A 15,631-nucleotide genomic window follows, 5' to 3' on the forward strand; every position below is an offset into this window, starting at 1 on the left:
CGCTTCTTGCCATCCTTGTAAATAGGCCGGCAAACAAAAAAGGCTATTGAGCATCATCAATAACCTTCCGCATTTTATCTTGAGAAAATAGAAATTAATTTTTTGAACATTCCTTTAGAATGATCTTCAATGGACATTAATGGAACGGATTCGCCCAAAATTCGTCTTGCAATGTTGCGGTAGCCCAGAGAAGCCTTGCTATTTGGGTCCATTACAATCGGTTCGCCTTTATTCGATGAACTGATTACATCTTCGCTATCAATGACGATTCCCAATAGATCAATGGATAAATGCGTCGTAATTTCATTAATATCCAACGCATCGCCGTTTTTCATTAAATCTTTGCGAATACGATTGATAATTAATTTTGGCGGTTCTATGGATTCTTGTTCCAGCAATCCAATAATGCGATCTGCATCTCGAACGGCGGAAATCTCTGGAGTGGTTACAACAATGGCACGGTCAGCACCTGCCACAGCATTTTTATACCCTTGTTCAATACCTGCCGGACAGTCGATTAAAATGTAATCATATTCCCGCTTTAACTCTTCCACTAAACTCTTCATTTGCTCCGGAGTAACGGCGTTTTTGTCCGTTGTTTGAGCAGCAGGCAACAAAAATAGTTTATCATCCACACGCTTGTCTCGAACAAGGGCTTGATGAATTTTACAGCGGCCTTCCACAACATCGACTAAGTCATAAATAATTCGATTATCCAACCCAAGTACCAAGTCCAAGTTACGCAAGCCAATATCTGTATCTACTAAACATACTTTTTTCCCTTGAAGAGCCAATGCAGTTCCCAGATTGGCAGTTGTTGTTGTTTTACCTACCCCGCCTTTACCAGAAGTTATTACGATTGCTTCACCCACATTAGCTTCCTCCTTTAACCGTACTTAATAACGGTCGAATTTTCCTTACTTCCTGTAATCGTTCGTATGAAATTATGCCATCACGATTAATATAGGCAAAAATTTGATCTGAATTTTCCTTAACAAATGGTTTTTCGTTTGACATAACCTCTATTAAATTGTCAATTAAAACGTGGGTTGGTTCAAAATGCGAGGCAACGATAATTGACTCTTTCTCTCCATTTGCTCCTGCATGGGCGATTCCTCTTAAATTGCCCAATACAAAAATACTTCCGCCTGCTTCAACTTTTCCATTCGGGTTTACATCACCTATGACAACAATGTCTCCATCCGCCTTTATAATCTGGCCGGAGCGTACAATTCCAACATAGGTTTCCCTCTGTTCCGTCAATACTCTTTCATTGCTTTCTTCAATCGTTATTACATCACTGTGCACTTTAGATACGTGCATATTGCCCGGGCTTTGTACAATTGCAATGAGTTCTTCTTGCTGTGCATTGGAAAGGTAGCGGTTTCCGAGATGCAATTGCACATCTACTTTACCATCGATGCTACCTTCCGAAACCTTACGTTCAAGTTCTTCTACTAGTTCTGCGTAGGCGCACTGATCATCTAGCCGAAGTACTAACCCTTCTTTTGTCCCCTTAATATGGACAAGCTGTTTACTCATAAAAAAGCGACACCTCACGCCAAATGAATTTAAGAATTATCTTGGGCACGCTGTAACACACGCGCATTGATTAAAATTTTAAATGCCCAACCAAGCATTATTAAAAATAATAAGTTCGCGATAATCGTCGGAAGTAGACGATTGCTTAAAAAAACGCTTACCGGAATCGTTGTAAATTGAATAAAGTAAAAGAAATAGTATAAAACAATTTCCATAAGCGCCACCAGGACAACCGATAAAATCGTCGTAACGCTTAAATGTTGATGGATAAAACGTACAGTCCCTCCTGCAATGAAGCAAACGAGCGGATATAAAAAGGAATATAATCCAATAATATCAATGTAAAAGACATCATACAAGAGTCCAAAAACCAAACCATACAAACAAGCTCTTTTTCGACTATAGTAGATGGATATAAAGATTAAGTACAGAATTAAAAAACGCGGTACTAAAATGTATGTTTGCTCGCCGAAAGCAACCGGTGAAAACAATGCAAATTCCGGTTCTAGCAAAAATAAAACCACTGCAACAAAGGGAATCAGGAACCGTACCATCTTTTATTCACCTTCATTCGTAGTTTCGTTTTTTGTGCCATTCGTTAAATCCTCATTTGTACCGGTCCCATCCGAACCATCGACAGTCACCGCAGTTCTTTTCGCAATCACGACATCCTCTACCATGGAAAAGTCGGCAGCCGGTTTTACATAGGCCATTTTCGTAAGCCCATAGTCATCCGTAGTGACTTCCGTTACTTCCCCAATCAATATACCTTTTGGGAAAATCCCGCCCAAGCCGGACGTTACTACTTTTTCCCCTTCATTGATTTTAAAATTGGAATCAATTCTCTTTAATATTAATTCATTGCGTTCTACGTCATATCCTTCCAATAAACCAAAAACATCTTCTTTTTTGCCTTGAATAATAGCAGAAACTCGATTATTTGGATTATTTGAATGAAGCAGCTCAACTTCTGAGGTAAAAGGGGTCACTAAACTGATTTTCCCTATCAGCCCATTAGCTGTCATTACGGCCATATTTAATTTTACTCCATGAGAAGAACCTTTGTTGAGTATTATTTTTTCTTCCCATTGATCTGGGTTGCGGGCAATCACGGTAGCTTTCAAGGGATCGTATTCTCTTAAACTATCCTGTTTGTCCACTAGTTCCTGCAGCGATTTGTTTTCGGATTGCAAAGTATTAACTTCTGCTTGAAGAACTGCAAAATCTTCTAAACGCATTTTTAACCGTTGATTTTCCTCATACGTATTTAATAAAGAGTTTATATCATTGAAAATACCTGTTATGTAATTTGCCGGCTTTGCTACAAGGGATTGTGCAAAGCCGACAGTATCTTTAATAAATTGTTCCGGAAGACTTGCGTTTTGTCGATCTCGTAAAGAGAAGCTAATCAATGCCACAAGGAAAATCGTGCCAACCAATAGCAGTATTAATTTCTTGTTTGAAAACTGTGGCATTGGAAAACCTCCTTACCCTTTCATCTGTTGAGAACGCACCAGGTCAATATTGTCCAATGCCTTGCCCGTCCCGATTGCTACACAATCAAGAGGGTTTTCAGCGATAAATACAGGCATATTTGTTTGGTCACTGATTACTTTGTCGAGGTTGCGCAGTAAAGCTCCCCCTCCAGTTAAAACAATGCCTCTTTCCATAACGTCCGCGGAAAGCTCAGGCGGCGTTTGTTCAAGCGTTTTCTTCACGCCATCAATAATGACTGATATCGCTTCTTTCAGTGAATCCGAGATTTCTTCGGAAGTAATTTCAATCGTCTTTGGCAAACCTGTCAATAAGTCACGTCCACGGATTTCCATTTTTTCATTAAAATCGTCTACACGCGCTGTTCCGATTTCCATTTTAACTTTTTCGGCAGTACGTTCCCCGATTGTTAAGTTATATGTTTTGCGAATATAACTTGTAATGGATTGATCCATTGCATCTCCGCCCATACGGACTGACTCGCTTGTTACGATTCCGCCCAGGGAAATAACGGCAACTTCTGTTGTGCCTCCGCCGATATCGACGACCATCGAACCCGTTGGATCCCAAACCGGCAAGTCAGCACCGATTGCTGCCGCGAATGGTTCTTCAATTGTGAAGGCTTCTTTCGCGCCGGCTTGTCTGGAAGCGTCAATGACCGCACGTTGTTCAACTGAAGTGATGCCATAAGGAACACATATCATGACATTTGGCTTTTTCCAATTCGACCCCGAAGTTTTCAAAGCCTGTTTCAGATAATATTCAATCATGGAAGTTGTAATATCAAAATCAGCAATAACGCCATCTTTCATCGGTCTGATGGCAACGATGGAACCTGGTGTACGGCCGATCATGTTTTTCGCGTCGTTTCCGACCGCAACAATGTCACCTGTTTTTGTATTTTTTGCTACTACTGAAGGCTCGCGTAAAACAATGCCTTTTCCTTTAATAAAAACTAATGTATTCGCTGTGCCAAGATCGATCCCGACATCTTTATTTCCTAATCCAAACAATTTAGTACTCCCTTTCTTCTTTAAGCAATCTAGTAATCATGCTTAAAATCATAAGATTTATTATAGCTGAAAAGCTTGAAAATTTATAGTGCTACATGTACGGTTCTCCATTTTTCTCTATCCATTCAAATATTTCTCGACATTTACCATTTTATTTCGATTCCTGCTCCGAAACAAATAAAATTATTATGTAAGTTTTTACAGTCTTGTAACAAGTGCTCCATTCCAATGACGAAATTTGTAGAAATAGGTTCTTTGAAAAGAAAATGAAATAAAAAAATGTTGAAAAATGCCTTTCAGTCACATCCAACCCTACATTTGTAACACATTAGACATCACAATGTTATATGATAACATTGCTTAAGAAGAGAAAGAACCAGAAATGGCGCAAATATTGCAGCCATTTATTTCCTGACCTTTATTATTGCGCAAAAAAAGTCGAACATCCACCATCGGACATTCGACTAAACCATTTTTACATATATCCTTTTTCTTTTAAACTGATAAATTGATGGTCTCCGATGATCACATGATCAATTAGTTCAATCCCAATGATATAACCTGCTTCTTGCAGTCTTTTTGTTACTTCGATATCTTCTGGACTTGGTGTTGGGTTGCCGCTAGGGTGATTATGGGAGCAAATAATGGAGGCTGCAGAACGTTTAACAGCTTCACGGAAAATTTCACGAGGGTGAACGATGCTTGAATTTAAACTGCCGATAAAAATCGTTTGTTTATGGAGCACTTGATTTTTAACATTCAAGAATAAAACAACGAACTTCACATAAATACAAACTAAAACCAGGCGGCTAAGATGCTACCTGGTTTTAAATTTCTGCTTGAGCTATAAACTCCTCTTCGAATCCCGGAAGCAAGGGAATGATTGATTTCCATCGTAGAACTGAATTGTTTACTAGCGATTGTAATTCTTCATCTGTAATTGTGGAAAGTAGTTCTTCCCTACTAATAGTCGCATTAAAACGATCCTTTAATAAGGAAGTACGTTGTGGATGGGTAATAAAATAAGGTTTCGAGATCATGGTGAAATCTTCATTCACTAAAAATATTCCATCCTTATGCGGCCACAAATAAACCTTCATCATATCCTCCTAAAGAAAAAGCCACTCATTGAGTGACTTGAATGCTTTCTGTGGAAAGCTTATGTTCTATTGTAAATTATCAATAGCGTATTGCGCTTCTTCAGGAGTGAACTTTTCCCCGTATTCCGAAGTTAATTGATCGTAAATAGCGGAATCTGACATACTCATAGTTTCTGCATATGTTTTTGCTTTTTCCAATGCGTTTGCTTTCCAATCATGTTCAATATTATCAATAGCATATTGAGCAGCTTCAGCTGGGAAACCCTCGCCATGTTCTGAAGTTAATTGATTGTATATACCAGCCTTTGACATATACATAGTTTCTGCGTAAAGCTTCGCTTTTTCTAATGCTGCCTTATGTTCTCTAGGGACACTTTCCTCTGCCGGTTCTTCTTTTGTCGATTCTTTAGATTCTTCTTTCGCTTCTTCTTTAGGCGCTTCTGTCTCTGTTTCAGTTGCTTGTTCAGTAGCTGGTGCAGTAGTTGGAACTGTCTCCTCTTGTTCTGTTTCACCGCCACTTAATGCTCCAATAATTATACCAAGAACGACTAATGCGATAATACCAAGACAACCAAACTTAAAGAATTTCTTCATTTCATTTCTCCTCTTTTGTTAAATGTTGTAAACACACATAGTAAACTGTAACAAATTCCCTATTGCTTGTCATTGATAAAAATTTGATAATCTACATAAATATCTCGTAATCATTATTCTTCTCAACCTCTTTTACTTTTCTTCCTACTCCAGTCTTTCTTACTCTCCGAGCTTTATCGAGCATTTCATCGTCTTTTTCTTCTATATAATTATGAATGGTTTTATCTGCTGCATTAACAGCGCCTTTCACCATTTTTCCCACTACAGAAAATATAATATTAGACTTATCACCTTTACCGGATATAGCTGAACCTACAACAATAACTAGGTAAGTGCTAACTACCGCAATACCTGTAGCATCAATTAAACTCAAACCGAATAATTTCACAATACCTTCCCTTCATGATTAGTTTTCCACAGTTGGTTAAGAAATAAATCAATCCTCTTTTTCCGCTCGGGTGATAAATGCATTAAGTGTTCCTGTGCATACTGTTGGATAAATTCCATACTGTTTAATGTCATTTTAATTAAGATACCTGCTGTTGCAGTCGGGGTTATATCTAAGGCGTGAGATAAATCACTAATTAAATCATAGTCTTCTCTTTTAAACCGAATTGTCACTTTACCCGTTTCTTTTGGGTAATTGACTTTAAGTTTTGGTTGTTCAGGATGACCAACAACAAAAACATTCCTATAAACGTAATTTCTTCGAAACCATTTGGACATACTATCTATAATTACTTTAGAAGTAGCTCCGACAATACAAAGCTTTTCCGCTACGTCTTTTACTGGTTCGTCGCAAAGATAAGCGAAAGTGTATAAGTTGTCTTTTAAATTTATTGAAAGAGTTGGTTTGACGTCAATTTTTTTGTCAGAGCGAGATCGGCTCTCTCCTGCCCTTTTTTTCACTCTCTTGGCCTCCTAATGTCGTTTTAAGTTTAGGAACGATTCCTAGACTTAGAGATTCCCTGAATTTACCCCTCCCCCGCCGTTGAATTCCTTAGGAATATTAAATTTTATGGTCAACAATCCAAAAATATTCGTATCACATTTGTAATACTCTAATTGTTTTTTACATAAATTGTATTACATTCGTGATACGAAAGGAGATTGTTTTGACTAATGAATTGATACTTGGTGTTGATGCTGGAAATTATAAAGCGAAAGTTGCTGGAGTCTATGGTATTGATTCTTTCAAAACGAATATTTGTAATTGGTTTGAAAGAGATATTGAAGAAACATTTGGTCCTGATGACATGGAGTTTGATATCGAAGGCAGAAAGGGGTATGCAGGCACCATTGCACAATTTGAAGATGAGTTCGGAGATGGTACAACATACGGCGATACAAAAGCGCACCAAGATACGAAGATTCGCATTTTGTTAGCTATTTATCGATACATTGATAAATATTGTAAAGGTGTTGAAAGAGTTTCGTTGGTTACTGGTCAACCTATAAACCGGCACAAAGAAGGTGAAAAATCTAAAATAATTGATATGTTGGTGGATGATTACGATTTTTGGGTGAACGGAAAACGAGCGAATTTCACAATCGAAGCGGTAAAAGTGGCGCCCGAAGGATCTGCTGCATTTTGGAGCCAGAACCAACGGGACCTAAAAATTATTGATATTGGTAGCGGTACTGTAAATTTCGCTACAATTCTTGATAAAAAGCACATCCACAAATCAAGCAGCACATTAAATACCGGTATAGAAACATTACGTAATAAAGACGATTACGAAGCACTAGCAAGAGCGATTTTTCAATTTGCTACAAAGTTGAAATGGAAAAACACTGATGCTGTTGCTGTTTGTGGAGGGATAGCTGAAAAATTCACTTCCTATTTAGAAAAACATTTCATCGAGGTTTCTTGTATGAAACCAATGTTAAGACGACAATACGATACTATTGCAGTACCTCCCACTTTCGCTAACGCTGTTGGTTTTTATAATTTGGCGAAAGGAGCGTTCCAGTGAGCGATAGAAAGATAGTACCTATTTCAATTAGTTTGACTGATGAAACAGAAATTACGCTGTTGAATCATTTAAATAAACGAAGTAATCGAAGTAAGTACATTAAGAAATTAATATATGACGATCTAATGAACGTAAAAAATGTTCTTACTTCCACTACCCATTATGTTGAACAAGAAATTAATGAAGACTTAGAATCAATGAAAGGCTTTTTTTAAAAAGGGAATACACCATTTTTTCACGAATTATCTTATATAGAGTTCGTGAAGGGGTGGCAATGGATGCAGGAGAAAAAGGAGAAGGATCGTAAAATAAAACCAGTTAGCTTTAGTTTAAATGACAAATACGACTCGGAACTTTTAGAATTCGTAGAAGGAAAAGATTTCAGTAAGTATGTTAAGCGACTTATATTAGTCGATAAATTAATGAATGGCAACGTTGAAAATATGACCATTATCTTTAAGAAAAAGAATGATGATGAGAATTATACAATCGACTTATAAAGAAAGGATGTGTTTATGGGTTTCTTTGACTTTATGGTTGTTCTTGTATACGCCATTTCAATTCCTATTTTCTATAAAAAAGGTTATCGAACTGGCATCATGCATGGATTGAATAAAATTCTAGACGAAATGGATGACTAAAAAAAAATGACCAGGAGTAAAAAATAGTCCTGGTCTTTTTATATTTGTTTAAATCAACTCTTAATTTCCCCTACTGTAGTGTAGAAAATGCTTCAAGGACTTGGAATATTAGGTACCGGAATTCCGGCAAGTTGCGCAATAGTTATTATTGGTTGAACAGCACCTAATGCTCCAACCAAAAATTTTAGTACTTTTCCAGTTTTGGTTGTATCATCATTTTGAATTGCTTCTCTTAATATTTCCGAATTCATTTCTGCTTGTTCTTTTACTGTCTCATCTTGAATTTTTCTAATTAATTCTTCTAGTTCTTTAAAAGCGTTTTGTAAATCGTCGTTACTTCCGTTATTTTGAGTTTGGTGGACATTACTAGATTGAACAGCTACATTTCCACTTAATTTAGAATTATTAAAACTTCCAATTATATTATTCATATGTAATCCTCCATTTATATTATATGTTAGATAGTTATGTTGAATTAAGTCTCCTACATAAACTAATTTTTCCATTGGCGGTATTTTTAATTCAGGCACAATATCAACTGTTTGTTCAGCCTCTTTTTTTTTACCTCTGTAACATAGGATTCTTTGAAATAAAAGACAATGTGTGAAAATTCCATGTCTGGAATGTACTCACAACCACATATTCGACACTCAAGTTCATAATCAGGCAGGGGTTCATTTAGTTCAAAATGTTTATCAGGGTGATTATTATCACATAAAGTTTCAATTTTAGCATTTAAAATACCGAAGTTTGAATCACTTCTGTACAATAAGTAATTATTAACAGCCATTACATCAGTTTCATTAGATAACGAAGCGATTTGATAAGCATTAAAACGTTTTTCATTGTTTAGCGCTAATTTTTCTAAAGTATTTTCAATAACAGTTGAATTAATGCTCATACAAATCACCTCGTTCTAATTTTTATTCTCCAGCTGCAATTTTCTTCCTATATCTTACTTCGGCAAACACATCAAAAATCCTTTTTATAATGCGTTCGCTAACTTTAGTTTTAAATTCAAATCCACCATTCATATTTATTCTGAATTTGACCTCAGTAGAATAACCAGTATCTATTTCTTCATAATGTACATTTAATGTTTGAGATAAATACTGTTTACCCATAAAAGAGTTTTTATATTCTTCCAGTTCCCTTAAATCTTTAGTATCAGGGCTTGCTGAAACTGCATACTTTCCAATGCCGTTACTCCCTAAATGTTCGCCTTCTAACAATCCGGCTTTTAATATCTTAGCTACATCTTCAGCTTCAGATTCACTCAATTTCGTTAAAGGTAACCTTATCAACTCAACTGGATGTTCGTTTTCTGATAAAAGTTCCTGAAATAATTTTATATATTTAACTGCATTTTTATAACCAGCTCGAACTTCAATAAATACTGGATTTCCAAATGATACGATTGTTGTAACATATCTCGCATCAATTCTTGAAATAATTTCGTACCCATTAGAATTTATAACTTCTACCCCATATACCCATTGAATAAGGAAACCTTTTTCATTTTCTTCAATCAAGTAAATTTGAGGTACCTCTGATATTCCAGGATTTAAAGTTTTATTTAATATATTTGTCTTTAAACCCAATTTCTCTTTAATGTGGGCTAGGAAGCTTTTTTTGTTATTTAAATTTTGGGGAAAACCAACAATTTCGTAAATGTTTAAGGAAGTAGCCCCAGCGTACTTATATTGTCTAAAAACATCCTCTAAAACATGTTTCTTTTCTTTGTATAGGGCATCGTACATCTCATCCATATTATTTTTATTACATTGAATATTTTCATGCTTTACATGGTGTACTAATCGATCCTTTGGAACTTTCTTATTAAAAATGTACTTATTCAAATAGCATTTCCTCCTTAAAGGAGACCCAATGCAATAATAGACTTTTAATGTCTAAGTATGTATAATATCTATTAGGGAAAATAGTTACTTACAAATGACATTGGGTCCATCCTAATGTCTTTTTTTATATTTTTACATTAATATTTTCCTAATTATATTACATAAATTTACCTACCTCAACAACAAGTGGTACTAAACTACAAATCAACAAAAAAAGACCGCCCTTCACAGTTCAACAAAGGCGGTCTTTGATCGGTTATATAGCATCTAAAAGGAGATGTTATACAAGTCGATTATAAGCAACTTGGTTAATCATTGGCAATGGTTTGTCCCAAAATAAATATTTGGGCTATTTTGCTTTTTCTTTTTCCTTAGCTTTGCGTTGATCCGCAATTAATCGTAAAGCAAGATAATCACCAGTTGTCATCACACCATTTTCAAATTTTGCTAACCAACCCTTCGTAATATAGCCTTTTTCAACGTATTGTGATAATTCATCCCTCAATGCATTTTTAGTTGTGTTGCTTGAGAATTCCAAAACGTCTTCCTCCTTTGTTATTGATACTCCTTTTACTTCGGCTGTCTTGTCCTCCACAATTAACTGTACCTTTAATTTGCTGTTAGATGGAACAATGACTTGGCCCTCTAATTTATAGCCGTTTGGTGGTGTCCAATTTGCCGGCACCTCAAAATGTGGCTGATCCAAATTTTTTATCCAAGCACCTCCCCAAGTGATACCCAGCTTTTTAGCAATTGCCCCTACTTTATTTAACGTAGACTCATCATATAATTTTTTAGGTGGCGCTACGGCAATATCCCATGCCCGTCTTGATTTATGATTGCTTTCAAGTGTCCAAGTTACTTTTTGACCCGGTCTTGTTCGGCCCTGTGCGTAGAGGTAATTTTGTCGCTCCTGAGAACGATACGTTTCCGTTATAAAGATATCTTTGATACCAGCCTTGAAACATTCTTGGAACAACAAACGACAAGCCATTTCCGCAGCAGTCGATAATTCCGATAAATCACGGCAAGTGGTAGTTACTGATGTCATTATTTATTACTCCTTTGGCTTTCTGTATCTAAGTGCTTGTACGCTGTCTGACAAACCTTCTGTTGTTGGGTCAACAATAATACCAAGCAACCCTAAAATGCTTAATACCGTCTCTGTAACGCCTGTAATTTGGTCATTATAAACCGTAATATCGACATTAAAAATGCCCGCTATTTGATTAGCGAGCACTAATAATAATGCGATTAGAGATACCCAGAATGCTTTATGCTGCATGCGTACTTTCCAGTTGATTTTCATATTATTGCCCTCCCGCAAAGAATTGTTCAATGATATAGTAAATTGCCCCGCCTGACGTGAGCAAGGCCAACAATCCACCGCTAACCTTTAAAAATACAGTAGAAATCGTATTCCACTTTAACATTCTCAATTCGTGTTCTTGCTTCTTCAATTCATGCTCTTGTGTAGATATGTTAGTTTGATAGCCCATGGCATTCTCAACAAGTTTAAACATTTTTTCTGTCTGTTCCTTCATCGTGCTTCTTGTTTCCCGATTTTCTGTGAGAATTGTATTTTCTAGTTTTAATGATTGATCTTCTAATTTTAATAAACGTTCTTCGTGATTTTGCAACAATCCCGAGTGTTCTTCAACTATCTTGTACATGGAATCCCCTCCGTTAGTTGGCATTCCCATCTCCCCCAATCCATTGGCTATTTACAATAAAAATACCCTCCACATGGGATTGTGGAAGGCTAATAAAATTTATGATATTTTTACACATTCTCCAAAGCAGAAAGGCGTTCTAATACCTCGGTAAGTTGTCGTTTAAGCTCTCTCGTTTCTAAAACTGTTTCATCAAGCGAAGACCTAATGCTGTTAGAGTAAGTCAATTCAACACCTAAAGGAGTAACCTTAACTGTACTACCAATTTCTAGTTGAGTGTTACCTTTCAGCCATACGTCACCCGAAACTTTATCAGATACATCAATTGTTGCAGGTGTATCTAATAATTTAGGTGTTGAACTGTCAGTATCAACAAATTTATCAACCTTCCAAGTGCCACCATCTTTGTATAACCTATCTTGACTTGTTCCGAATTGTCCTAGGACAATGTCCGAAGTTGTTAATTCTGTAGTAAGACCTTCTCCTACTGCTCTGACAAAAGGATTTGATAAGTGCTGTAAAGGAGTATTAAGTTTAGGATACATAGTTGCTACTTTAGTTGCATCCCACTCAGCTAAGATTTTACTGTACTCTGTATCAGTTACCTTATATAAAGGTACAAGAGGATCGGTGAAAGCTGCACTAGCTTTTACTTCAAATTCAAGAGATACAAAATTAGTGTTTACTCGAGAGAATGTAGTTCCATCAGACGCAGGTGCATGTGCAATTAAGTACACTTTACCATTTGCGTCAATTTCAGAAGCAGGGATCGGAACAGCATTTTTAGTCATATCGCTACTTGAAGTGTATACAATATTTTGACTGAATGAAGAAAGTCCTGGTCTCCAATAACCAAGTGTAACGCTGTAACCGCTCGGCCCTCGACCTGTTCCGTAAAAGTTTGCAATTATATTTGTTAAGTTAGCTTTTGCCCAAGTTACTTTTTCTGCTAATGTTGCTCCAGGAATCTTTCCTATGTTACGTTCAAAATCTGCAATCACATCAAAAGTAAATAGCTTTTGAGCAATCATGCCAGATTCAAAAGTTAATAGAGCTCCTGTGCTAAAATCAAGTGCCTTGATAAATCCGTAATCTGTATTAGTATCCTCTGCATTTATTGATGTAGGTGTCCCTAAAGTAGTAAGAGACAAGTTAAAAGTTGCTTTGTGAGGATTCTCAACTGTGCTGCCGCTAACTTTTCCTTCAAATGTAGATAACTTTACAATGCCTGGTTTTGTTGGGAATGTAAGTCCAGATTTCAAAGTTACATCAACTTTGATATAAGCAACAGCAACCTTCGCAGCCACAACTCCGTCGGATTTACCTGAGTAAGCATTGAATTTTACGAATCCGTCAGTACCTACCACATTTGCTAAGTCAGTTCTACTAATAGGTAATCCTACTGTAGTCGATACCATACCATGACCAATATTGCTTTCCCAGGAACCTGCTGTAAAACTCCAAATTCCGAAAGTAATATCAGCTCCTGTTGAACCTTCACCATAACCATAAAACTTAGCATCAATCTTTTCTACATTATCTATAATCCACTGAACTTTATTCGCACTATCAATAGTGCCAATACTTTTTTCAATGTGAGCAACTAAATTAAATGCGAACATTAATTGCACTCGATTACCTGCTGAGTTAAATGAAATGGATCCAGAGTTACCATCATCTGAAGCCGCTCCGTCATATAATGATTGAGATACTTCATCAACAAATCCTGATTGAGACTTTACTACAGAAGTTCCCAAGAAGAAAAAAGCTTTGTGCGGATTTTCTACTAAACTACCTTTAACCTTATCTTTAAAGGTTGCAGCAGGAACAGTCTTAGGAGTATCTGAAAACTGGAATTTTGATACACCTTTTCTAGTTGTTCCCGACGGTTCTTTAACAGTATAAGAAGGATCAGATATTACATACTTTCCTCCATCTACTAAATCAGCATTCCCAGCACTCGCTAAAGTACGCCCTTTTATTTCTAAATCGACTTCACTAATAATAGGAGAAATGATTGCTGATGTACCAGTAGGTAAAGTTTGAGTAGATGATGAAGGTTCTGTAATCAAGTCAAGTTGTTCATCTACATAAGTTTTATCAGCTTTAGGTTCAATTGCAGTATTCAAGTCCTCTTGACTAAATGCAGAACTTGCTTCACCTGATATGGGATCCACAATGATTGTTACACCGTCAGGTTTGATACCACCTAATGCTGCTTTTGAAGCGATTGGGAGAACATATTCCTCCCCTCCCATGTTCTCTTCAGTGATAGGCACCCACTTCTCATTTGTAGGATCCCATAGCTGAGGGACAGGAGTTCCGAAACGGTCTCGCAATAATTTTGTCTGCCTAAAATTCATTACTAAATCACTCCTCTAGTTTGGAATTGTTCTTACTGTCCATTCACCCTTTACTGTATCCCAGTATTGAGGTATAGGACTAAAGAACCCATCTCTAAGCAATACGGTTTGCGTAAAGTCAACATTAACTTCGGGCTTCTTAGGTGGAAGGGTAAATATTAATTGAAGAACTCCGGATATTAATGACCAAACATTCTCAAAGTCCCATCCTACATATGTTTCCTTTTTCGCTAGTTCAGCAGTGGTTTTCGGAGTACCTTTAGTAGTACCTGTTTGTCCCGTTTTGTCTGAATCGTAAAATGCAGAAGTAAAATCAATGTTACCTGAATAAGAACCTGCGAATCCACCTGTGTCCTGTGTTCCTGTTACAAGTCCAAATGCTACTGAGTTTGTAATTGTGTACGCATTGTATAGATTAGCACTACCAATGAATCCACCTACATTATCAGTACCATTCACAGAACCAGTTGCATAGCAATCTTTAATATTCAAGTCAGAAGTATAACCTCCAAAGCCGCCTACCTCATTACTTGGAGCATCCACAGCTCCTGTAGCAAAACACTGTTCAAAATCAGTTTGAGATAAGTAACCTCCAAAACCACCACAGTAACCTCCTGATGAATAAACAGGCCCTTCTGCATAGCACTTAGTAGTTTTAACTCTACGACCAGTTCCAGGACTGACATATCCAATGAAGCCGCCAACATTACTTCTGCCGATAGCTTCGCAAGAAGAGTGACTATTATCAAAATTCACACCGTAATTATACGCAGATCCTAATAAGCCACCTACATTCTTACCTGGAGTTTCCTTATTACCTACTACTCCTGATGAATGGCAGTTTGATATATTTGCTTCAACATAAGCACTACCTACCAAACCTCCTATTTCATAGGAACCATTCACAGTGACATCCGCAGCGGAGCAGTTATCAATGATAGGAAGCTCCGCACCTGAGTAACCACCTTGTTCAATACTACCGACTAGAGGGCCTATTTCATATTTACCTAGCACCGCAGGAGATACTAAATGAATATTTTTTAGGACTGCAGGCGGCATTAAACAAGCAAATAGACCTAAATAACTTACTGTAGGTTTATTAATTGATAAGCCATATATATTGAACCCATTGCCGTCAAAACTTCCGGAAAACCTAGAATAGGAAGATGTGTCGTTTCTACCTATTGGCATCCATTCAACACCTGCTAAATCAATATGGACGGTTTGTTTATAGTGACCACTCAAATTTTTTGTAATCGCAGTTAAATCTTGAGCATCTTCTACAAGATAAGGATTTGCTAATGTCCCATCTCCACCACCAAAATTACCATTTGCCATTAATACGTCACCTCACTAATTGAATTTGCAAAGCCTTC

General features: G+C 36.9%; 21 protein-coding genes and 1 pseudogene. 4 read left to right on the forward strand and 18 right to left on the reverse strand.

What is annotated here, in order from left to right:
- Positions 1-74 precede the first annotated feature (74 nt).
- The 10 genes and pseudogenes from minD to D1B33_RS07370 all read right to left on the reverse strand — a co-directional run bounded on the left by minD (position 75) and on the right by D1B33_RS07370 (position 6,652).
- Positions 75-872: a septum site-determining protein MinD gene (minD, locus tag D1B33_RS07325; protein WP_118875709.1), complete on the reverse strand. Its 798-nt coding sequence runs from the start codon at positions 870-872 to the stop codon at positions 75-77.
- A gap of 1 nt (position 873) precedes the next feature.
- Positions 874-1,542, reverse strand: coding sequence for a septum site-determining protein MinC (locus D1B33_RS07330; protein WP_118875710.1), 669 nt, complete (start codon positions 1,540-1,542; stop codon positions 874-876).
- A 29-nt stretch (positions 1,543-1,571) separates the two neighbouring features.
- Positions 1,572-2,096 carry a rod shape-determining protein MreD gene (mreD, locus tag D1B33_RS07335; protein ID WP_118875711.1) on the reverse strand — a complete coding sequence of 175 codons (525 nt, stop codon included), beginning with the start codon at positions 2,094-2,096 and terminating at the stop codon, positions 1,572-1,574.
- Between the two features lie 3 nt (positions 2,097-2,099).
- Positions 2,100-3,017 (reverse strand): rod shape-determining protein MreC, encoded by a 918-nt coding sequence (gene mreC / locus D1B33_RS07340; protein WP_118875712.1) that lies wholly within the window; start codon positions 3,015-3,017, stop codon positions 2,100-2,102.
- Positions 3,018-3,029: 12 nt separating this feature from the next.
- On the reverse strand, positions 3,030-4,049 hold the full coding sequence (locus D1B33_RS07345; protein WP_118875713.1) for a rod shape-determining protein: 1,020 nt from the start codon (positions 4,047-4,049) through the stop codon (positions 3,030-3,032).
- A gap of 475 nt (positions 4,050-4,524) precedes the next feature.
- Positions 4,525-4,827, reverse strand: a pseudogene (gene radC, locus D1B33_RS07350) (RadC family protein); the annotation flags it as partial.
- A 49-nt stretch (positions 4,828-4,876) separates the two neighbouring features.
- Positions 4,877-5,152 (reverse strand): hypothetical protein, encoded by a 276-nt coding sequence (locus D1B33_RS07355; RefSeq protein WP_158582935.1) that lies wholly within the window; start codon positions 5,150-5,152, stop codon positions 4,877-4,879.
- A gap of 63 nt (positions 5,153-5,215) precedes the next feature.
- Positions 5,216-5,743 (reverse strand): Ltp family lipoprotein, encoded by a 528-nt coding sequence (locus D1B33_RS07360; RefSeq protein ID WP_118875715.1) that lies wholly within the window; start codon positions 5,741-5,743, stop codon positions 5,216-5,218.
- 91 nt (positions 5,744-5,834) lie between these two features.
- Positions 5,835-6,131, reverse strand: a complete 297-nt coding sequence (locus D1B33_RS07365) for a hypothetical protein (RefSeq protein ID WP_118875716.1) — start codon at positions 6,129-6,131, stop codon at positions 5,835-5,837.
- Positions 6,128-6,652 carry a hypothetical protein gene (locus D1B33_RS07370; protein ID WP_118875717.1) on the reverse strand — a complete coding sequence of 175 codons (525 nt, stop codon included), beginning with the start codon at positions 6,650-6,652 and terminating at the stop codon, positions 6,128-6,130. The genes D1B33_RS07365 and D1B33_RS07370 overlap by 4 nt, the downstream gene beginning before the upstream one ends.
- Before the next feature lie 206 nt (positions 6,653-6,858).
- On the opposite strand from D1B33_RS07370, the gene D1B33_RS07375 reads away from it, so the two are divergent.
- The 4 genes from D1B33_RS07375 to D1B33_RS18735 all read left to right on the forward strand — a co-directional run bounded on the left by D1B33_RS07375 (position 6,859) and on the right by D1B33_RS18735 (position 8,360).
- A complete protein-coding gene (locus tag D1B33_RS07375) occupies positions 6,859-7,719 on the forward strand; it encodes a ParM/StbA family protein (RefSeq protein ID WP_233549408.1) in 861 nt (286 codons plus the stop codon).
- Complete coding sequence (locus D1B33_RS07380) at positions 7,716-7,934, forward strand: hypothetical protein (protein ID WP_118875718.1); 219 nt, start codon at positions 7,716-7,718, stop codon at positions 7,932-7,934. Before D1B33_RS07375 ends, D1B33_RS07380 begins: the two co-directional genes overlap by 4 nt.
- A gap of 63 nt (positions 7,935-7,997) precedes the next feature.
- Positions 7,998-8,219 (forward strand): hypothetical protein, encoded by a 222-nt coding sequence (locus D1B33_RS07385; protein ID WP_199677374.1) that lies wholly within the window; start codon positions 7,998-8,000, stop codon positions 8,217-8,219.
- Between the two features lie 15 nt (positions 8,220-8,234).
- Entirely contained in the window at positions 8,235-8,360 is a 126-nt protein-coding gene (locus D1B33_RS18735) for a hypothetical protein (RefSeq protein WP_267897032.1), read from the forward strand.
- A 92-nt stretch (positions 8,361-8,452) separates the two neighbouring features.
- Here D1B33_RS18735 and D1B33_RS07390 read toward each other — a convergent pair whose 3' ends face one another.
- The 8 genes from D1B33_RS07390 to D1B33_RS07425 form a co-directional block, all read right to left on the reverse strand.
- On the reverse strand, positions 8,453-8,791 hold the full coding sequence (locus D1B33_RS07390) for a hypothetical protein (RefSeq protein ID WP_118875719.1): 339 nt from the start codon (positions 8,789-8,791) through the stop codon (positions 8,453-8,455).
- An 86-nt stretch (positions 8,792-8,877) separates the two neighbouring features.
- Positions 8,878-9,261 carry a hypothetical protein gene (locus D1B33_RS07395; RefSeq protein ID WP_118875720.1) on the reverse strand — a complete coding sequence of 128 codons (384 nt, stop codon included), beginning with the start codon at positions 9,259-9,261 and terminating at the stop codon, positions 8,878-8,880.
- A gap of 22 nt (positions 9,262-9,283) precedes the next feature.
- The gene (locus D1B33_RS07400; protein ID WP_118875721.1) at positions 9,284-10,219 is read right to left on the reverse strand and encodes a hypothetical protein; all 936 of its coding nucleotides are present in this window, start codon (positions 10,217-10,219) and stop codon (positions 9,284-9,286) included.
- A gap of 349 nt (positions 10,220-10,568) precedes the next feature.
- Positions 10,569-11,270, reverse strand: coding sequence for a M15 family metallopeptidase (locus D1B33_RS07405; protein ID WP_118875722.1), 702 nt, complete (start codon positions 11,268-11,270; stop codon positions 10,569-10,571).
- Between the two features lie 6 nt (positions 11,271-11,276).
- Positions 11,277-11,528, reverse strand: a complete 252-nt coding sequence (locus D1B33_RS07410; RefSeq protein ID WP_118875723.1) for a phage holin — start codon at positions 11,526-11,528, stop codon at positions 11,277-11,279.
- A gap of 1 nt (position 11,529) precedes the next feature.
- The gene (locus D1B33_RS07415; protein ID WP_118875724.1) at positions 11,530-11,916 is read right to left on the reverse strand and encodes a hypothetical protein; all 387 of its coding nucleotides are present in this window, start codon (positions 11,914-11,916) and stop codon (positions 11,530-11,532) included.
- Between the two features lie 86 nt (positions 11,917-12,002).
- Complete coding sequence (locus D1B33_RS07420) at positions 12,003-14,255, reverse strand: hypothetical protein (RefSeq protein ID WP_118875725.1); 2,253 nt, start codon at positions 14,253-14,255, stop codon at positions 12,003-12,005.
- 15 nt (positions 14,256-14,270) lie between these two features.
- Entirely contained in the window at positions 14,271-15,593 is a 1,323-nt protein-coding gene (locus tag D1B33_RS07425; protein WP_118875726.1) for a GLUG motif-containing protein, read from the reverse strand.
- Positions 15,594-15,631 lie beyond the last annotated feature (38 nt).

Origin of the sequence: Ureibacillus yapensis (assembly GCF_003515775.1) — a bacterium.
In the GTDB taxonomy this organism is placed as follows: domain Bacteria; phylum Bacillota; class Bacilli; order Bacillales_A; family Planococcaceae; genus Ureibacillus; species Ureibacillus yapensis.